The following is a 17,751-nucleotide window of genomic DNA, read 5'->3' on the forward strand; positions in this document are numbered from 1 at the left end:
GGACACGCGTGCTTCGTGGGGAGGGCTCCGGTCCCGAGGGGGCCGCGATCGCCGTGGTCATCGCCGCCAAGGACGAGGCGGTGCGCGTGGGCAGCACCGTCGAGGCCGCCCGCGCACTGCCCGGGGTGGACCTGGTCGTCGTGGTCGACGACGGCTCCGCCGACCGCACGGCCGAACTCGCGCTCGACGCCGGGGCCCGGGTGATCAGGCACAGCCGCAACCGCGGCAAGGGGGCCGCGATGGAGACGGGCGCGGAGGGCGTCCGGCTCATCGAGGAGCACGAGGCGGGGGACGGGTCCCCGCGCTCCCCCCGACACCTGCTGTTCCTGGACGCCGACCTGGAGGCGACCGCCGCGGAGGCGGCGCCGCTCGTCGAACCGGTCCGCGACGGCAAGGCCGACATGACCATCGCCCTCTTCCCCGCGACCCGCATGCGCCTGGGCGGCCACGGGTTCGTGGTGCGCCTCGCGCGCGGCGGCGTCCGCAAGGCCACCGGGTGGGAGCCCGAGCAGCCCCTCAACGGCCAGCGCTGCCTCACGCGCTCGGCCTTCGAGGCGGCCAGGCCGCTGGCCCCCGGCTTCGGCGTGGAGACCGGCCTGACCATCGACGTGCTGCGGGCGGGCTACCGGGTGCTGGAGGTGGAGGTGCCGCTGGAGCACCGGGCCACCGGCACCGACCTGCGCGCGCAGCTGCACCGTGCCCACCAGTTCGCGGACGTGGCCCGTGCCCTGGCGGTGCGCGAGCTGCGGCCCACCGTGCGGCGCGGGTGGGAGCGGACCCGTGAGCGCACACGCACGGCGGGACGGCAACTGTCCCGCAAAATCGGGCACATGACTTGGAGAAACCGCCCGAAGTAGCCACATGGGTGCAGTGTGTAGCTATACGCTCGCTCCGTGTTCACTACGATCCTGGCTTTGACGGGAATGCTCTCGGGACTGGGCGCGCTCGCCCTCGGCTGGCACGCGCTGTCCAGGACCCGTGCGGTCGGCAGCGAGTCCCAGGCACTCGCCCAGCGGGCGGCCGCGGTCAGCGCCTCGGGCGTGGACCCCTTCGCCGTGCGCGACGTGGCGGTGCTCCACTACGACGCCCTGGAGGAGATGTCGGGCGCCCGCTCCTTCTCCCTGGCGCTGCTCAACAGCGAGGGTGACGGCGTCGTCGTCACCTCCATCAACGGGCGCACCGAGTCGCGCACCTACGCCAAGGCGGTGGTGGGCGGGGAGTGCGACACCCTGCTCAGCCCGGAGGAGTACCGGGTCGTCCGGTCGGCACGCCTGGGGGAGGGCGTCGGCGCCGCCGCGACCGCGGGAGGCCCCCCGGCGCGGGCGGCTTCCTCCGCCGGGGGCCGGCCGGTGACTCCGTCCGCGCCTCGGGAGGAGCCCGGGTCCCCGTCAGCCCGGGACGAGGAGCGGGGCGCGCGTGAGGGCGCGGAGGCGGTTGACGAGGGATCGGACCGGGAGCGGCGCGAGGCCCACCCGGCAGCCTCAACCGGTACGGGCGACTCGGCTGCCCGGACCGCCTCGGCCGCTCCGACAACCTCAGCCGTCCCGTCCGTCGCGGACGACGGTCGGGAGGACGTGGAAGACGCTCCGGCAGCCTCAGTCGCCCCGAACGGCACGGGCACGACCCGGGAGAACGCGGAACCGGCTCCGGCGGGCCCGTCAGCACGGACGGCCCGCGCCACCGAGCCCGTCGCGGATGACAGCCGAGAGGCTTCCGAGGTCATGCCGGCCTCAACCGGCACGGGAGTCTCGGCCGTCCGGCCCGCCTCAACCGCTCCGGCAGCCTCGTTCAACCCGGCAGTCCCGGGCGGCGGCCGGGAGGAGCAGGAGCCCCGCGGCCTCGTCTCCGTGATCCGCAGGACCATCGGGCGCGCCGGCGCCGACCGTCGGCCCCCCGTCCAGGCCGTGCGGTCGGGTGTCGGAGCGGCGAGGCCCATCGCCTCCGCCAACGTCACGGTGCGGCCGGGGCCCTCCGCCGCCGCGGCGGGGAGCACGGGGACTTCGGCCACCGGGACCGCGACGGCCGCCGAGCCGCGCCCGGAGGCCCCGACCGACGAGGGGACCGGCGGGGAGGGCACCCGGGAGGCGGAGGCCCCCGCGCCGGAGGCGCGCGGGTGACCGCTCCGACGCGGCCCGGACTCCGGCCCGGCCCCGGCCCCGGGCCCGCGTCGTGTCCCGAACCGCCGCCCCCGGCGCACCGGTCCGTATAGCCTGGTGTTATGCCCAACCGCTACGCCTACCTCGGCCCCGAGGGCACCTTCACCGAAGCCGCACTGCGCAACCTGCGTCCGGACGCGCCCGACGAGGCCCGCGTTCCCTGCGAGGGGGTAGCCGCGGTCTTCGACGCGGTCCGCTCCGGCGCGGTCGACGGCGGAGTCGTCCCCCTGGAGAACTCGGTCGAGGGCGGTGTCACCGCGACCATCGCCGAACTCGTCAACGGCGACCCGCTCCTCGTCACCGGCGAGACCGCGGTCCCGGTCGAGTTCTCCCTGTTCGCGCGGGGCGGGACGGTGCTGGAGGACGTCAAGCGGGTGGCCACCCACCCCCACGCCCTCGCCCAGTGCCGGGGCTGGCTCTCCCGCAACCTGCCCGACGCGGACACGCACACCGTCTCCTCCACGGCCGCCGCCGCGCGCGCCGTCTCCGAGCCCGGCGCGCCCTACGACGCGGCCATCTGCGCCGTGATCGCCGGGGAGCGCTACGGCCTGCACGCCCTGGCCTCCGGTATCGGCGACCGCTCCGACGCGGCCACCCGCTTCATCTACCTGTCCCGGCCCGGCGTCCTGCCCGGGCCCACCGGAGCCGACCTGACCTCGCTCGTCGCCTTCATCGCCGACGACCACCCCGGTGCCCTGATCGAGGTGCTCAACCAGTTCGCCGTGCGCGGGGTCAACCTCACCCGGCTGGAGTCGCGCCCCACCGGCGACCGGCTCGGCAGCTACTGCTTCTGCATCGACGCCGAGGGACACGTGGCCGAGGCCCGGGTCGGCGAGGCCCTCATGGGCATCCGGCGGGTGTGCCGGGACGTGCGCTTCCTGGGCAGCTACCCGCGCAGCGGCCGGACCACCGAGAACGACCCGCCGCTGCGGCCCCGACCGGCCACCGACGCCGACTTCGCCGAGGCCGAGCAGTGGCTGGCGCGCATCCGCGCCGGTCAGGTCGACTGAGGCCGGGGTCCGGCTCCGCGAACGGCTCTCCTCGCCGTAGCGCGTGGGCGCGGGCGGCCCCGACCGCTGGCCGCCCGCCCCGCCCGGCCCCCGGGTTCCCGCTCCCCAGGCCTGTCGGCCTCCGGGTCCCCGGGAGCGGCGCTCCTCAGACCCGGGCCGCCTCCCTCGGGGCGCCCCGGCGGACCTCCTCCCCCGCGTCCGCGCGGTCCAGCTCCAGGCACAGCGCCAGCCTCAGCGCGAAGTCCTCAGGACGCGTCGCCCCCAACACCTCCAGCACGCACGCGAGCTCCTCCGCGGTCATCTCGTTCAACGGCTTCACGATCGTCCCCCTCCTCGGTCTTTCATAAGAATGACGAGGTCACCGGGCATCCATGACGCGGTTGCGGAAAAGATGTCGGGAGGATGGAGCCCGGACGGTAACCTGCAAGACGTGATCGACCTTCGCGCTCTTCGAGAAGACCCCGAACGACTCCGCGCCTCGCAGCGGGCACGGGGGGAGGACCCCTCCGTCGCCGACCGCCTGCTCGGGCTCGACGCCGACCGCCGTTCCGCGCTGTCCCGGTTCGAGACCCTGCGCGCCGAGCAGAAGAGCGTGGGCAGGTCCGTCTCCAAGGCCTCCCCGGAGGAGCGCGAGGAACTCCTGACCCGCGCCAAGGCGCTGGCCGCCGAGGTCAAGGAGGCCGAGGCCGAGGCCGGCCGCCTCGCCGACGAGCTGGACGCCCTCCTGTCCGGCGTGCCCAACCTCGTGGAGGAGGGCGCGCCCGAGGGCGGCGTGGACGACTTCAGGATTCTGGAGACCGTCGGCACCCCGCGCTCGTTCGACTTCACCCCGCGCGACCACCTGGAGCTGGGCGAGATGCTCGGCGCCATCGACATGGAGCGGGGCGCCAAGGTCTCCGGGGCCCGGTTCTACTTCCTCACCGGCGTGGGCGCCCAGCTGGAGCTGGCGCTGCTCAACATGGCCATGAACCAGGCCGTCCAGGCGGGCTTCACGCCGATGATCCCGCCGGTGCTGGTGCGGCCCGAGACCATGGAGGGCACCGGTTTCCTCGGCGCGCACGCCGACGAGGTCTACCACCTGCCCGCCGACGACCTCTACCTCGTGGGCACCTCCGAGGTGCCGCTGGCCGGGTACCACTCGGGGGAGATCCTGCCCGCCGACGCCCTGCCCAACCGCTACATCGGCTGGTCGCCGTGCTTCCGCCGCGAGGCGGGCTCCTACGGCAAGGACACCCGCGGCATCATCCGCGTCCACCAGTTCAACAAGGTGGAGATGTTCGTCTACACCCACCCCGACCAGGCGCACGAGGAGCACAAGAGGCTGCTCGCCTGGGAGCGGGAGATGCTGGACAAGCTGGAGCTGCCCTACCGCGTGGTGGACATCGCCGGCGGCGACCTGGGCACCAGCGCCGCCCGCAAGTACGACTGCGAGGCGTGGGTCCCCACCCAGGAGACCTACCGGGAGCTGACCTCCACCTCCAACTGCACCGAGTTCCAGGCCCGCCGCCTCAACGTGCGGTTCCGGGACGAGGACGGCAAGCCCCGCTTCGCCGCCACCCTGAACGGCACGCTGGCCACCACCCGCTGGATCGTCGCCATCCTGGAGAACCACCAGCGCGAGGACGGCTCCGTGGTGGTCCCCGAGGCGCTGCGCCCCTACCTGGGCCGCGACGTCCTGGCGCCGATCGCCAAGGGCAGGTAGGCGCCCGGCCCCCGGTATCCGGACACCCGGGACCGGCGGCCCCGGCACCGGACACGCGAGGAGCCCGCCCCCGGCCGGGGGCGGGCTCCTCGCTCGGTGCTACAGGTACGGACCGGAGCCGTGCCGCTCCTCGTCCAGGCCGCCGGGGGTGCCAGGCCCCTGGGCCTGAAGACCCGCGATGCCGGGCGGCAGGGCCTTGCGCATGTTCTCCAGCTGGGCGCGGGCCGCCATCTGCTGGGCGAACAGGGTGGTCTGGATGCCGTGGAACAGCCCCTCCAGCCAGCCCACCAGCTGCGCCTGCGCGATGCGCAGCTCGGCGTCGCTGGGGGCCGCGCCCTCAGCGAACGGCAGGGTCAGCCGCTCCAGCTCCTCGATCAGCTCGGGGGCCAGACCGTCCTCCAGCTCCTTGATGGACGAGGTGTGGATCTCCTTGAGCCTGGCCCGGCTCGCCTCGTCCAGCGGAGCGGCCTTGACCTCCTCCAGGAGCTGCCGGATCATGCTGCCGATCCGCATCACCTTGGCGGGCTGCTCCACCATGTCGGCGAGGGTGCGCGGCTCCTCCGCGCCCTCCTCGCCGTCCCCGTCGCGGTCGGTTCCCATGACCAGGATCCGAGCCTGCTCGTCCGGGTTCTCTGCGCTGCTCATCAGTCCCCTTACGTGGATGTCACCGGCACGCCGTCAACGGGGAAGAAGGATCTTTCCGGTGTGCGCGCTCGTTTCCATGACGCGGTGCGCCTCCGCCGCGTTCCGCATCGGGACCGAGCGGTCGACGACGGGGCGGACGACTCCCTGTTCTACCAACGGCCACACCTGCTCGAGTACTCCCGAGACGATGGCCGCTTTCTCCTCCAGGGGGCGGGAACGCAGGGTCGTCGCGTGGACGGAGAGCCTCTTCGCGAGCATACGCCCCAGATCGGCCTCGGCGCGGCGCCCGCCCATCAGCGCGATGATCACCAGGCGGCCGTTGGTGGCCAGTGAGCGCAGGTTGGCGTCCAGGTAGGAGCCGCCCATGATGTCGAGGACGAGGTCGGCGCCGCCCGCCTCGCGCATGCGCTCGGTGAAGTCCTCCTCCTTGTAGTTGATGAGGATCTCCGCGCCCAGTTCACGGCAGCGCTCCAGCTTCTCCCGGCTGCCCGCCGTGACCGCCACCCGGGCGCCCAGGGCGCGGGCGAACTGGACCGCGAAGGTGCCGATGCCGCTGCCGCCGCCGTGGACCAGGACGGTCTCCCCGGCGCGCAGGCCGCCGACCATCACCAGGTTGGACCAGACGGTGCAGGCCACCTCGGGCAGCGCGGCGGCCTCCACCAGGTCCACGCCCTCGGGGACCGGCAGCAGCTGGCCCACCGGGACGGCGACCTTCTCGGCGTAGCCGCCCCCGGACAGCAGGGCGCACACCCGGTCGCCCACGGACCAGCCCGAGTCCTCGGTGCCGGGGCCGAGCGCGGCGACGGTGCCCGAGCACTCCAGCCCGGGGTACTCGGAGGCGCCGGGCGGGGGCGGGTAGTTGCCCTGGCGCTGGGAGACGTCGGCCCGGTTGGCCGCGCTCGCGGCCACGTCCACCAGGACCTCCCCCTCGCCGGGGACGGGGTCGGGAACCTCGGTCCAGGCCAGGACCTCGGGTCCGCCCGGTTCACTGATACGGATCGCGTGCATGAGCCAGACAGTACCCGGGGAGGTTCCTCGGCAGGCAACGGATTCCTCTGTTCACCTGCTCGTAAGGATGCTTCGGTGGGGCCGGGCGGGTAAGAGTGATCCCAGGGAGCGGATCCCGTCTCTTCCCCGCTGGGGTATCCCTCCCTCCACAGCACGCCCCCTTCAAGCAGGAGAACTCCGGTGGCACACCAGGAACACAACGGGTCGGGTCGAAGCTCTGAGACGGGCCCCGGACCCGCGGCCGGGGAGCACGTCGAACCGGACCGCTCGGCGGGTGACCCGGAGGAGTACGACCCGGACGCCGCCGCGCCGGGGCCGACCGCGCCCGAGCCCTCGCCCCACGACCAGTGGTTCGGCGGCTTCGAGGGCGAGGCGCCGCCTCCGCCGCCCTACGCCAGGCTGCCCGAGGACACACCGCTGCCGGGCGCGGGGCACCATACGCCGTCCCCGCCGGGCGGAGCGGGTGGGGCGGAGGCGGTAGGCGGGGAGCTGGAGAGGTCGGCCTCCGGTGACCCCGAGCCTTCGGGGCTTTCCGCTGTCCCCGAACCGGAGGGCCTGCCGGAGGAACCCGAGACCGAGGTTCTTCCGCCCTCTTCCGTGACTTCTGAGCCTTCTAGCGCTCCTGGGATTTTTGGTCCTCCTGAGACTCCTGAGGACTCCGGCGTTCCCGGGTCTTCCGGAACGTCCAGGCCTCTGCTGCCCCCGCGGGCCTCCGGGGCCTCGGAGTTCCTGGCGGGTTCGGAGGCTGCCGAGACCGCCGCCGCTGCCGAGGACGACGCCGACACCGAAGACGGCGAGGAGGAGGGCACGGTCCGCCTAGTGCCGGGGGCCGCGCGCAGACGCCCGCAGCGCCCCCAGCGGCAGCGCCTCCAGCGCCCCACCCGTCCGGGCGAGGACCCGCTGGCGCCCCGCAGGCCGCGCCGCGACCCCGACGTGCCCGAACCGGAGCAGCTGCCTCCCCTGGAGAACGAGCGCGACGACGCGCACGGCGGACCGCGGACCACGGGACCGGTTCCGACGGGGACGGAGACGGGATCTGGTCCGACGGGATCGGGTCCGTTCTCCTTCCGGGGGCCCGGTTCGAGCCCCGTCCGGGGACCGGGGGACAACGGGCCCGGCCCGGACTCCGGTCCCCGATCCGCGCGGGACACGGGGTTGGGCGCGTGGCTGGGCGAGGACTCCGGCCCGTTCCGGTCCGCGCCGCCACCGGGCGAGCCCGTCCGTCCGGCACCGCTCCGGACCCCCGAGCCGCCGTCCGCGCTCACCGGGCCCCGGGCCGACCTCGCGCCGCCACCGCCCCCGCCCGCTCCCCAGGGTTCACCGGACCGGCGCCCCGAACAGGAGCGGCAGACCTCCGACGCGCTCAACGCGGCCACCCTCGTGCGCAACCGGCGCCAGGGCCCCAGCGGCGGGTGGCGCCGGGCCGTGCACGCCGCCACCCTGGGACTGGTCAACCCGGGGGAGTCGGCCAAGGTGCTGCGCCAGCGCGAACTGGTGGCCCGCGCGAGCACACCCGTGGCGGCCGGACACCACCGGGTGGCCGTGCTCAGCCTCAAGGGCGGGGTCGGCAAGACGACCACCACGGTCGCCCTCGGCGCGACGCTGGCCTCCCTGCGCGGCGACCGGGTGCTCGCGGTGGACGCCAACCCCGACCGCGGCACGCTGTCGGACAAGGTGCGGCTGGAGACCGCGGCGACCATCCGCGACCTGCTCAACGAGCGCCACCTGGTGTCGCGCTACGCCGACATCCGCGGGTTCACCTCGCAGGCGCCCAGCCGACTGGAGATCCTGGCCTCCGACCGCGACCCTGCGGTCTCCGAGGCCTTCAGCGACGCCGACTACCGGGAGGTCGCCCGGATCGTCGAGCACTTCTACTCCATCTGCATCACCGACTGCGGCACCGGTCTGCTGCACTCGGCGATGCGCGGGGTGCTGGGGCTGGCCGACCAGGTCGTCCTGGTCAGCTCGGCTTCCGTGGACGGGGCCCGCAGCGCCAGCGCCACCCTGGACTGGCTGGAGGCGCACGGCCACGGCTCCCTCGTCCGCAACGCCGTGGTGGTGCTGTCGATGGTGCGCTCCGACAGCAAGAGCAGCGTGGATCTGAACCGGCTGGAGGAGCACTTCGCCGGGCGGTGCCGCGACGTGGTGCGGGTGCCCTGGGACGGGCACCTGGAGGAGGGCGCGGAGGTGGACCTCGAACGGCTCGCCCCCGCCACGCGGGACGCCTACCTCCAGCTGGCCGCGTCGGTCGGGGAGGCGTTCGCCTGGCAGAGGTGACCACGGGCGCGGTGCGCGGCCCCTTCCTCCACCCCGCCCCGTTTTCCGGAGCCCGCTTTCGGACAGGGGAAGGACGAGGGGGAAGGGGTTGGGGATGAACACACAGGAACGCCCGCCCGCGGTCGTGGTCGGCGTGGACGGCACGCCCGCCTCCCACGCCGCCCTGGTCTGGGCGACCGAGGAGGCGGCCAGGCGCGGCACACAGCTGCGGATCGTGCACGGCCTCGGGATGCCGGTGGTGATCGGCGCCTACGGGGCGGCCGGGCGCGTGGCCGTCGAGGACCAGCGGGAGGCGGGGCACGACCTGCTCACCGCGGGCGCCGCGTACGCGCACCGTGCCCGGCCCGGCCTGGACGTGGTGACCGTCCTGGCGCCGGAGGACGCGCCCGCGGTCCTGCTCAACGACGCCCTGCCCGAGGACGTCGTCGTGGTGGGGTCGCGGGGCCTGGGCGGGGTCCGGGCGATCATGCTGGGCTCGGTCAGCGTGCGCGCCTCCTCCCACGCACCCTGTCCCGTGGTGGTCGTCCCCGACCAGGAGAGGCCGCCGCCGCGGCGCGGCCGCGTCGTGGCGGGCGTGGACGGGTCCGAGTCCTCCCGCCGCGCGCTGCGCTTCGCCCTCCACGAGGCGCTGGTGAGCGGCTCGGAGGTCGTGGTGGTCAACAGCTGGGAGGTGCCGCTTCCCGCGGACACCGGGTCGCTGGCCGCCGACGCCCGGGCCCTGCACGAGGAGGCGTTCGACCGCCGGTCCGAGGAGATCGTCGCGGGCCTGCTCGCGGAGGTGGTCGACGAGAGGACCGAGCACCTGGAGATCAGCGCGGTCCGGACGCAGGCCAACCCCGTGGACGCCCTCCTGGAGGCGGGACGGGAAGCGGACCTGCTGGTGGTGGGCTCGCGCGGACGCGGAGGAGTACGGGGGCTGGTGATGGGTTCGGTCAGCCAGGGGGTGCTGCGGCACGCGCCGGTGCCCGTGGCCGTCCTCCCGCCGCTGTCGGAGGACGAGTGACCGGCGGGGAGGGGCGGACGAGCGGGAGGAAGGGCCCGGGGGAGAAGAGCGGTTCGGGAAGAGCGGGCGGCCCGACGCGGAGCCGCGCCGTTCCGGGGGACGGCCGCCCTCCCCGGCGATGATGGACAGCGTTACCAAGGGGGGAACCATGCCAAGCAACGAGGAGCACTCGCCCAGGGTCGTGGTCGGCGTCGACGGCTCCGACCACTCGCGGGCGGCGCTGGAGTGGGCGGCCGCCGAGGCGGAGCGCAGGGGCGTGCCGCTGCGTGCCGTCCACGCGCTGGGAATGCCGCTGATCGTGTCGGCCGGCTCCGTGCCCGCCCGCTTCGACCCCACCGCGGAGATCTCGGACCAGGCCGACGAGGTGCTCACCAAGGCCGCGGAGCACGTGCGCCGTGTCCGGCCGTCGGTGACGGTGGAGACCGAGACCGCCCTGGAGGAGCCGCCGCTGGCGCTGCTGAGCCACAGCCGGACGCACGACGTGCTCGTGCTCGGCACACGGGGCCTGGGCACGTTCGCGTCGGTGTTCGTGGGCTCGGTGAGCATCCGCGTGGCCGCCCAGGCGGCCTGCCCGGTCGTGGTGGTGCCCTCGCACGGGGGCAGCCCCGCGACGACCTCGCTCGGCCGGGTCGTGGTCGGCGTGGACGGTTCCAGGAACGCCCGCCGGGCGCTGCGCCTGGCCGTGGACCTGGTGCGGGAGAGCGGCGGCGAACTCGTCGTGGTCAACAGCTGGGAGGTGCCCTACCCCTACGACCCGATCGCGATGACCTCCATGGGATACGAGCCCCAGGAGAAGCTGTTCGACCGCAAGTCCGAGGAGCTGGTGGGCGAGATGCTGCTCGACGTCACCGGCAGGCGGCGCGAGGACCTCGACTTCGAGGTCAGCGTGGTGCGCACCCAGGACAGCCCGGTCAACGCGCTGATCGGGGCCGCCGAGGGGGCCGACGCGATCGTGGTGGGCTCCCGGGGCCGGGGGAGCGTGCGCGGACTGCTCCTGGGCTCGGTCAGCCAGGGCGTGCTGCACCACTCCGAGATCCCGGTGGTGATCCTTCCGCACCACGCCGAGGAGGAGTAGCCGGGGACACCGGTCCGGGCGCCCCCGGGCGGGTTCAGGCGCCTTCGCGGGTTCAGACGCCCTCGGCGGCGTACTCCAGGCAGAACGGGTGCCCGGCGGGGTCGGCGTAGACCCGGAACAGGTCGCGGGGGTCGTCCTCGGCGACCGCGAGCCTGCGCGCCCCGAGCGCCAGCACGCGCTCCTCGGCCGCCTCGATGTCCTCCACCCAGACGTCGAGGTGCGCCTGCTGGGGCCGCTCGGGGTCCGGCCACGCCGGGGCCTTGTGGTCGGGCGCGTGCTGGAAGGCGAGCCGCGGCCACTCCTCCCCGACCACAACCCAGTGCTCCTCGCGCTTGGTGACGGGGAGCCCGAGCAGTTCGGCGTAGAAGTCCGCGAGCGCGCCGGGGTCGGGGCAGTCCAGGGCGATGGTGTGCAGTCGTCCGATCATGGTTTGCACCCTGCCCAGCAGCATCGGAACGATGCGGCGACATGTCGACACGTCACCAGGGCGGTCGGGCACTGGTTGGTTGGCGAGGGCTTTCCGTCGAACTCCCCGCGCAGGGGCCGGAGGGCTCTGGGCAGAGCCGAGGGCCGGTGGGGTCAGGGAATGTGAGCTTGCGGAATCCCGTCGCGTTGGGTGCCTTAACCATCTGTCGACAAAACGACGAATCGGCTGGTAGTCGGCCACGGGGGACATGCTCCTTTCCCGCCGTCCGCTTCCGCCCCCACGACACCAGGACCGGCCCCGATCCCGGAAACGCCGGGGGCAGGTGGGCCCGGGCCCACCTGCCCCCGGTCACTGCGGAGGGTGTGGGATTTGAACCCACGAAGTCCCGTTGTGCCGAGGGGTCCTGACGACCTGTCGACAAACCGACGAAACGCCTTGTGACCTGCGCGGATGTTCCGAGGGCTTCCCAGCGCTTCCGGCCCCTTCTCAGAGCCATGTGCGATGAATGTGCGATGCGGTGGGGTGCGTTGCTGTGGCCCTTGCGGGCACGGATGTGCCCCGGGGCTTGGTCGGCGTAGCGTGCGTGGGCTAGGCCGTGTTCATTTTGCTCACCTCAACCACGACTACAGCAACCATATGGAACCAAGTACCACGGTTTCGGGCCGAGGTGCCCGTCAGCGCTGAAGTCGGTCCCCCAAGACGGTCGTAGCCCGCTGACGGGCGCCTCGGGACAGGTGAGCACATCCGTCCGTTTCGGGACCAAAAGCTCTGACATACGCGCAGGTCATCGGGCACGATGGCCTGACTCGGTCAGTTCTGGCCCCCGCTCTGTCGGGCTTGTCCGAGAGAAGTCATCTGGTGTGCGGCCTATGGGCGCGCTCGGGACCGGGCGGCAGCCCGCAGCCCGAGCGGCGGCCGAAGGCCGCTGCGACGGCGCTTGCGCCGTCGCCTTGATCCCATACAGGCCAACTCGGCAATTTTTAGGAGAATCGTGGTCGAGATTATTTCTTGGAGTGACCTTTCTAGCCTTATGGAACGGTTCTATAGCCCAAAGGGATTGAATAATCCTGACAAGGAGAACTCGCTGCGTCTTGAATGCGATGCGGACTCGATAGAAATCTTTAATTCCGACGATGAGAAAGTGTTTTCGCTGACGCTGGAAGAGTACTCGAATAGTCTAAACCTCCTTGAGGATGTGGGCATTGCTAATGGAAGCGACCTTTTTTGGGGGGAGTCATGTGAGATACACACAAGGATGCACTCTAGGTTTCCTGGGTCTGCCGCCAAGAATATTTTTGGCGAGCGGGTGATGGATAAAGAGAACGGCCTAACCTATGAGTTTGGCGAACCAAGTGTGGCTTATGCTCTGTATAAAATAAGCTATTTCCAAAGTGGCGGATATAAAGTTGGACCATTGATGGATTACCCGTCGGCGATTCGCTTGGGTGGTCCCCGCGCTAAGCTGGCTCGGCCTGGGGAAGGTTCTGCTTACTTTCTCCCGTACGGGAATTCAAAAACGCTTCGTATTTCAGCTGAAAAGCCTAGGTCCAGTGAAAGTTTCTATAACTTCGCTAATTCTTTTCTTTTTCAGGTGGCCTACACTTTTGATGTCGCGCTCATCCCTTCTATGGGTTTCGACTACTTGCTACGTTCAGGTAGGTTTGTGAGGCTGCGTAGGGGCGGGTCTCAAAGTACCATGGAGGCTCCTCTCAGGTCCTACAACAAGACCCTGGTGCATAATTATCAGCTGGCAATTGCAGCAGAGAATCCATTTTTGGAGTTTGTATCCTACTATCAGATAATGGAACATTTTTTCGAGCAAGTTTTCTCGGACCATGTTGTTAATATGGTAAGAGAAGAAATTTCTAGTCCGAACTTTTCTCTGAAGCGAAAAGTAGATGTTAGATCGCTGGTCAAGAAGATCGAGAGGGCGAGTTACCAGAGGCGGGAGGATGGGGGTGGAAATGAGACCAAGGCGATCGGACTAGTCTTGGAAAAGTATGTCGATGTTGATAGGCTAAGAGAGGATATCGCTAAGTTCGAGAACTCACTTATTAAATATTATGAAGAGAACTCTGTTCCTTTTTCCGGAGGGGTAACAATACCGTTCTCGGGCGGGGATAGGAAAAAAATTATTGGAGCCATGGGGAAAAGGATATATGACACTAGGAATGCTCTTGTTCATGCAAAGGAGGGTGGTAAGCCGCGATTTCTTCCTTTCAAGGATGATGGTGATTTGGCGCGTGAGGTTCCTATGATGAGACTTATTGCAGAGCAAGTTTTGATTGGCGAGGGGGATCTCCTGAGGTAAAGTTGATCGTTTTTCGGATCTCGCCCGGTGGTATTGCTATTTATTTTCGGACAATTTTATTCCGTCATGGCTTCGGATATGGGTTTTGTTTGGCTCTAGCGCGTCGAGGAGGCGAATTGCGTATACTGATCCCATGTGCTTTGTGATCTCCTCAGGCCCTAGCCACTTAACGGCGGTTGCCTCACTCGTGGGCCGTTCCTTGCCTCTGGAGGGCGTGCAGCGGAAAACGAGTGCGATGATTCCGCGGGCCATGTTCTTGTAGACGCCGGTGAGCTGATCCACTTCGACGTGGACGCCAGTCTCCTCCAAGACCTCCCGGGCAACCCCCTCTTCCGGGGTCTCGTCCAGTTCCAGCACTCCGCCCGGTGGCTCCCAGTTGCCGTTGTCCCTGCGCTTGATCACCAGCATCCGCCCGTCCTCGCGGATGACGGCTCCCGCCACGGACACGGAGTGCAGCGGCGTTGACGGCTTGTCTCCGGTGCTGTTACTCATGTGCAGGAGCATAGGAGGAACAGAAGGACTATGGCGAGCACTGTAGGGGCGCGGTCCGCGAAGCCCCGGTACCTCCAGATCGCGGACGACATCGAAGAGCAGATCAGAGCCGGGCGGTTGGCTCCTGCTGAGGAGATCCCGAGTGAGACCGCGTTGATGGAGCGCTACGGCGTCTCCTCGGGCACGGTCCGCAAGGCCGTGGCCCAACTCCGCACGATCGGTCTGGTGGAGACCTACCAGGGCAAAGGGTCCTTCGTGAAGTCTCGGCCCCCGGTCACTCGCAAGTCCTCCGACCGCTTCCGGCGCTCACACCGCCGTGCGGGCAAGGCGGCCTACATCGCCGAGACCGAACAGGCCGGGGTCAAGCCCACAGTCCAGGTCCTCTCCATCGGGCCCGTTCCCGCTCCCGCCGAGATCGCTGAGCGCCTGGGCGTGGACGAGGGCGACAAGGTGCTTGCCCGCCGCCGCCTCTACTTCAGCGACGGCACCCCCACCGAGGAAGCGACGTCCTATCTCCCGTGGGACGTGGCGCGGGACATCCCCGAACTCTTCGAGGAGAACCCTGGCGGCGGTGGCATCTACGCCCGGTTGGAGGAACACGGGCACGAGTTCGCCGAGTACACCGAAACCGTGCGGGCGCGTCTGGCCACCAAGCAGGAGGCAAGTGCACTGAGCCTGAGTCCCGGCTCCGCGATCATCCACCTGACGCGCAACGCCGTGACGACGGTCGGCCGTGTGGTGGAGGTGTGCGACACGATCATGGCCGCCGACCAGTTCGTGCTCGACTACCGCATCCCCGCCACGGACTGAGGCACCCGCTCCCTGCCTCCTCGGGCAAGTTTCTGTGCTCCACAGGGTTGACTCATGTACATGAGTGAGGCAACCTAATCTCACAACTCATATACATGAGTGCATGTGACGGTCTCATGTATAGGGGATGTTCTGTAGTCCGTTGGCGTGAGCGGCGCACTGGCCACCTGGCGAAGCGGCGCGGCCACCCGTCCCCCTGGAGCGTGCTTGGTGGATGCCGCCGTCTCTGATCCGAAGCGGTGCAGGTCCTGTCGTGGACGCGGACGCAAAACCGTCCGTTCTCGGCGCTTGGTAGTGCTGCGCTCCTCGACCACACGGGAACCGGCGACACGCGTCGTGGCGTGCACCGCGTGCCGGGGGACCGGTACGGACTCCTGACACACAAGGGCGGAGAAGGTTCCTGCCGGATGGCTACCGGTCATCGGAGCAACCGCCTACAGACAACTGACCCCCGCGACGCGGGCTAGGCATCCGGGGGCGCGGCCAACCTGAGGAAAGCAGGCTGACGTGAGCGACCTTATCGCCCTGATTCGGGCTTGGGTGACTCTGATTCGACCGAAACGACACGGCAGGCACCACCGCACCGGCCCCCGGGCCTACTACCTGCCCGCACCCGCGCGGGCGGAGCTGTGGCCCGCACCGGCCCCCATCGTGATGGACACGGGCGACCCCCGCGCCTACTCCCTCCAACGCGGCCCCTACACCCACCTGGAGCACCGGCGCCGCGCCCAGCGGGCCGAACGGGACCGGAGGGGGATCGATCTGCTGGTGCAGATCGCGCGTTCGACTCCCGCCCTCGACGACATGGCCGAGTTGCGTGACCTGGTGCGCACGGCCATCGCGGTCGGGGCGGTGCGGCGATGACCACCGAACCCTCTGCGCCGATCGCCGACCGGGAGACCCTGACCGCGTGGGCGCGGGAACAGGGCGTGCGGGTGCGGATCTCCTCCGAGGACTGGGACTCCATCACCTACGAAGCCCTCTCCACCGGCCCGGACGGAACCCCGCTGGTGGAGCGGTACCGGTGCGTGCTGCCCGCGTCCCTCGCGCTGCGGCGTCTGCGGCTGACCTACGTCGTCGGGCTCTGCCACGACGCGGGCGGGGCGGCGTGCAACCATGTCCGCCGGGTCGTGCCCCCGGTGCTCTCGGCCTCCGAGTCGGCCGCCCGCCATGACGTGGCGCTGGTCGCGGCGGCACTGGTGGAGTCCGAGCGCCGGGAGGTGTGCGGGGCGACGGTGGACAACCTGACCGTGTACACCGTGCAGCGTGCCCAGGACTGGCAACCCTTCTGAGGGGCCTTCCCTCGGCGCTTCTGTGACCCCCGCGTGCCCTGATGTCTCTTCGAGACCACGGGGCCCAGGGCACGCGGGCTCCTTCTTCGCGGCGATGTGCACGCCTGGGGTGTGCTTCCCGCCGTGTCCTCTGACCAGTGGTGGGGGTTCATATGTGCCCCCACCTGCTGACAGAGACGACCGAGAACAGTAAGCTACTCGACCATACGAGTACTAGAGTCACCAGGTGGACATCATGTCGAGTCTGGAGTTCGCTCCGCCCAAGTACGTGCAGATCGTGCGGGCTATCCAAGAGCGCATCGAGGACGGTACCTATCCGGTGGGGGAGATGCTTCCCTCCGAGTCGCGGATGGTGCGCGAGTTCGGGGCCGGGCGCTCCACGGTCGTGCGGGCCTTGCAGATCCTGAGCATGCAGGGGTGGATCGACCGCGAACACGGGCGCGGGTCCTTCGTGCGCGGCGTCCCGCAACAGGGCTCCGAACGCTCCCACGCGGGGGCCAGCGCCTTCGACGCCTCCGAGGAGGCCAAGCGCAACCGCATCCTGACCGCCGGACGCGCCCCGGCCTCCGCCGCCGTGGCCGAGGCGATCGGTGTGCCCGAGGGTTCCCCGGCGATCATGCGTCAACGCCTGGTCCTGGACGAGGGCGAACCGAGTGAGCTGGTCACCCTGTGGTTCCCCCTGGACGTGGCCGAGGGAACCGACCTGGGCGAGACGCAGCCGATCAGCATCGGCGCACGCGAACACGTGCAGATGGTCAAGCAGCTCCGGCCCTCCAAGGTCGTCGAACGGCTCTGCGCACGCCTGGCCACCGACGTTGAACGCGAACCACTGGGGCTGGATGAGGGCACTCCGGTCCTGGGCATCACCGCACGGATACTCGATGCCTCCGGGGGCGTGATCGCCGTCGCTGAGGTGGTGCTCCCCGGTGACCTGCACGAACTGGAGGACTCCTACCCGGCCGTGTAGACGCGGCTCCAAGACCGGCCACAGATCCACTTGTCCGGACGAGTGTGGCCGGTTATTCTTAGGCTCCACTCGACCGATCAAGTAGTTGAGTGAACATCACAAGGAAGGTTGATCAGATGGCTATTCAGGGTGCGTTGCCGGTGGCGTTCGGGACGGTGTTCCCGCATGGTGCGTTCGCGTTGGGGGTGGAAGCGATCACCGATTTCGAGACCAAGCGGCCCCAGCTCGATAAGGACAGCGGGTTGCCGTTGTGGGCGGTGGACGTGATCGACGCCGACCCCGAGGCGCGGGGCAAGGCCAAGTCGGTGAAGGTCAAGGTCGCCGCCGAGGTGTGCCCGACCCTGCCGGACGAGGTCCCGGGGCTGCCGTTCCGGCCGATCGAGTTCGAGGCGATGGCGGTCATGCCCTACGTGGACGACTCCGGCCGTCGCCCCCGGGTGGCCTACTCGCTGCGCGCCCGGGGTGTGAAGGCTCCCGCCGGTGCCACTGGCGGTCGTCGCGCTCCGGCTGCGAAGGATGCCGCCTGACTCCCATGTAAGCGGGGCGGCCTGGTGCTGGAACACCTCGGCCGCCCCT

Annotated in this window: 18 protein-coding genes; 13 read left to right on the forward strand and 5 right to left on the reverse strand. The window is 70.1% G+C overall.

Going from position 1 to position 17,751, the window contains the following annotated elements:
* Positions 1-8 precede the first annotated feature (8 nt).
* The 3 genes from UIS43_RS18440 to pheA all read left to right on the forward strand — a co-directional run bounded on the left by UIS43_RS18440 (position 9) and on the right by pheA (position 3,166).
* The gene (locus UIS43_RS18440) at positions 9-857 is read left to right on the forward strand and encodes a glycosyltransferase (RefSeq protein WP_370011016.1); all 849 of its coding nucleotides are present in this window, start codon (positions 9-11) and stop codon (positions 855-857) included.
* A gap of 36 nt (positions 858-893) precedes the next feature.
* Positions 894-2,117, forward strand: a complete 1,224-nt coding sequence (locus tag UIS43_RS18445) for a DUF4446 family protein (RefSeq protein WP_358171337.1) — start codon at positions 894-896, stop codon at positions 2,115-2,117.
* A gap of 101 nt (positions 2,118-2,218) precedes the next feature.
* Positions 2,219-3,166, forward strand: coding sequence for a prephenate dehydratase (gene pheA, locus UIS43_RS18450; RefSeq protein ID WP_013156257.1), 948 nt, complete (start codon positions 2,219-2,221; stop codon positions 3,164-3,166).
* A 145-nt stretch (positions 3,167-3,311) separates the two neighbouring features.
* On the opposite strand, the gene UIS43_RS18455 is transcribed toward pheA, so the two are convergent.
* On the reverse strand, positions 3,312-3,485 hold the full coding sequence (locus UIS43_RS18455) for a hypothetical protein (RefSeq protein WP_013156258.1): 174 nt from the start codon (positions 3,483-3,485) through the stop codon (positions 3,312-3,314).
* Positions 3,486-3,596: 111 nt separating this feature from the next.
* Between UIS43_RS18455 and serS the strand changes: the two genes are divergently transcribed.
* Complete coding sequence (gene serS, locus UIS43_RS18460; protein WP_370011019.1) at positions 3,597-4,868, forward strand: serine--tRNA ligase; 1,272 nt, start codon at positions 3,597-3,599, stop codon at positions 4,866-4,868.
* A 99-nt stretch (positions 4,869-4,967) separates the two neighbouring features.
* On the opposite strand, the gene UIS43_RS18465 is transcribed toward serS, so the two are convergent.
* The gene (locus UIS43_RS18465) at positions 4,968-5,513 is read right to left on the reverse strand and encodes a bacterial proteasome activator family protein (RefSeq protein WP_370011021.1); all 546 of its coding nucleotides are present in this window, start codon (positions 5,511-5,513) and stop codon (positions 4,968-4,970) included.
* 33 nt (positions 5,514-5,546) lie between these two features.
* Positions 5,547-6,521 (reverse strand): NAD(P)H-quinone oxidoreductase, encoded by a 975-nt coding sequence (locus tag UIS43_RS18470; protein WP_013156261.1) that lies wholly within the window; start codon positions 6,519-6,521, stop codon positions 5,547-5,549.
* A 180-nt stretch (positions 6,522-6,701) separates the two neighbouring features.
* Here UIS43_RS18470 and UIS43_RS18475 point away from each other — a divergent pair, with 180 nt between their 5' ends.
* From UIS43_RS18475 to UIS43_RS18485, 3 genes are all read left to right on the forward strand, one after another.
* Positions 6,702-8,798: a MinD/ParA family protein gene (locus UIS43_RS18475; protein WP_013156262.1), complete on the forward strand. Its 2,097-nt coding sequence runs from the start codon at positions 6,702-6,704 to the stop codon at positions 8,796-8,798.
* A 94-nt stretch (positions 8,799-8,892) separates the two neighbouring features.
* Positions 8,893-9,801: a universal stress protein gene (locus UIS43_RS18480; RefSeq protein WP_370011024.1), complete on the forward strand. Its 909-nt coding sequence runs from the start codon at positions 8,893-8,895 to the stop codon at positions 9,799-9,801.
* A gap of 148 nt (positions 9,802-9,949) precedes the next feature.
* On the forward strand, positions 9,950-10,876 hold the full coding sequence (locus UIS43_RS18485; RefSeq protein WP_013156264.1) for a universal stress protein: 927 nt from the start codon (positions 9,950-9,952) through the stop codon (positions 10,874-10,876).
* Between the two features lie 52 nt (positions 10,877-10,928).
* Here the strand turns inward: UIS43_RS18485 and UIS43_RS18490 are convergent, their stop codons facing one another.
* Positions 10,929-11,303 carry a VOC family protein gene (locus tag UIS43_RS18490; RefSeq protein ID WP_019610596.1) on the reverse strand — a complete coding sequence of 125 codons (375 nt, stop codon included), beginning with the start codon at positions 11,301-11,303 and terminating at the stop codon, positions 10,929-10,931.
* Positions 11,304-12,294: 991 nt separating this feature from the next.
* Here UIS43_RS18490 and UIS43_RS18495 point away from each other — a divergent pair.
* Positions 12,295-13,614, forward strand: a complete 1,320-nt coding sequence (locus UIS43_RS18495) for a hypothetical protein (protein WP_370011028.1) — start codon at positions 12,295-12,297, stop codon at positions 13,612-13,614.
* A 36-nt stretch (positions 13,615-13,650) separates the two neighbouring features.
* On the opposite strand, the gene UIS43_RS18500 is transcribed toward UIS43_RS18495, so the two are convergent.
* Positions 13,651-14,106, reverse strand: a complete 456-nt coding sequence (locus tag UIS43_RS18500; RefSeq protein ID WP_370011030.1) for an NUDIX hydrolase — start codon at positions 14,104-14,106, stop codon at positions 13,651-13,653.
* A gap of 30 nt (positions 14,107-14,136) precedes the next feature.
* Between UIS43_RS18500 and UIS43_RS18505 the strand changes: the two genes are divergently transcribed.
* The 5 genes from UIS43_RS18505 to UIS43_RS18525 all read left to right on the forward strand — a co-directional run bounded on the left by UIS43_RS18505 (position 14,137) and on the right by UIS43_RS18525 (position 17,702).
* Positions 14,137-14,916 (forward strand): GntR family transcriptional regulator, encoded by a 780-nt coding sequence (locus tag UIS43_RS18505; RefSeq protein WP_370011032.1) that lies wholly within the window; start codon positions 14,137-14,139, stop codon positions 14,914-14,916.
* 540 nt (positions 14,917-15,456) lie between these two features.
* Positions 15,457-15,780 carry a hypothetical protein gene (locus UIS43_RS18510; protein WP_370011033.1) on the forward strand — a complete coding sequence of 108 codons (324 nt, stop codon included), beginning with the start codon at positions 15,457-15,459 and terminating at the stop codon, positions 15,778-15,780.
* On the forward strand, positions 15,777-16,208 hold the full coding sequence (locus tag UIS43_RS18515) for a hypothetical protein (RefSeq protein WP_370011036.1): 432 nt from the start codon (positions 15,777-15,779) through the stop codon (positions 16,206-16,208). The genes UIS43_RS18510 and UIS43_RS18515 overlap by 4 nt, the downstream gene beginning before the upstream one ends.
* Positions 16,209-16,434: 226 nt before the next feature.
* Positions 16,435-17,175, forward strand: coding sequence for a GntR family transcriptional regulator (locus tag UIS43_RS18520; RefSeq protein ID WP_370011038.1), 741 nt, complete (start codon positions 16,435-16,437; stop codon positions 17,173-17,175).
* A 116-nt stretch (positions 17,176-17,291) separates the two neighbouring features.
* Positions 17,292-17,702: a plasmid replication, integration and excision activator gene (locus UIS43_RS18525; RefSeq protein ID WP_370011040.1), complete on the forward strand. Its 411-nt coding sequence runs from the start codon at positions 17,292-17,294 to the stop codon at positions 17,700-17,702.
* The last annotated feature ends 49 nt before the right edge of the window (positions 17,703-17,751 follow it).

The sequence above is a fragment of the Nocardiopsis sp. LDBS0036 genome, assembly GCF_041228755.1.
Lineage (GTDB): Bacteria > Actinomycetota > Actinomycetes > Streptosporangiales > Streptosporangiaceae > Nocardiopsis > Nocardiopsis dassonvillei.

What these genes read in the sequence shown, in the direction of transcription:
- pheA (WP_013156257.1), top strand. Translation starts at nt 2,219, where the DNA reads ATGCCCAACCGCTACGCCTACCTCGGCCCCGAGGGCACCTTCACCGAA.
- UIS43_RS18465 (WP_370011021.1), bottom strand. Translation starts at nt 5,513, where the DNA reads ATGAGCAGCGCAGAGAACCCGGACGAGCAGGCTCGGATCCTGGTCATG.
- UIS43_RS18470 (WP_013156261.1), bottom strand. Translation starts at nt 6,521, where the DNA reads ATGCACGCGATCCGTATCAGTGAACCGGGCGGACCCGAGGTCCTGGCC.
- UIS43_RS18480 (WP_370011024.1), top strand. Translation starts at nt 8,893, where the DNA reads ATGAACACACAGGAACGCCCGCCCGCGGTCGTGGTCGGCGTGGACGGC.
- UIS43_RS18485 (WP_013156264.1), top strand. Translation starts at nt 9,950, where the DNA reads ATGCCAAGCAACGAGGAGCACTCGCCCAGGGTCGTGGTCGGCGTCGAC.
- UIS43_RS18490 (WP_019610596.1), bottom strand. Translation starts at nt 11,303, where the DNA reads ATGATCGGACGACTGCACACCATCGCCCTGGACTGCCCCGACCCCGGC.
- UIS43_RS18500 (WP_370011030.1), bottom strand. Translation starts at nt 14,106, where the DNA reads ATGAGTAACAGCACCGGAGACAAGCCGTCAACGCCGCTGCACTCCGTG.
- UIS43_RS18505 (WP_370011032.1), top strand. Translation starts at nt 14,137, where the DNA reads ATGGCGAGCACTGTAGGGGCGCGGTCCGCGAAGCCCCGGTACCTCCAG.
- UIS43_RS18515 (WP_370011036.1), top strand. Translation starts at nt 15,777, where the DNA reads ATGACCACCGAACCCTCTGCGCCGATCGCCGACCGGGAGACCCTGACC.
- UIS43_RS18525 (WP_370011040.1), top strand. Translation starts at nt 17,292, where the DNA reads ATGGCTATTCAGGGTGCGTTGCCGGTGGCGTTCGGGACGGTGTTCCCG.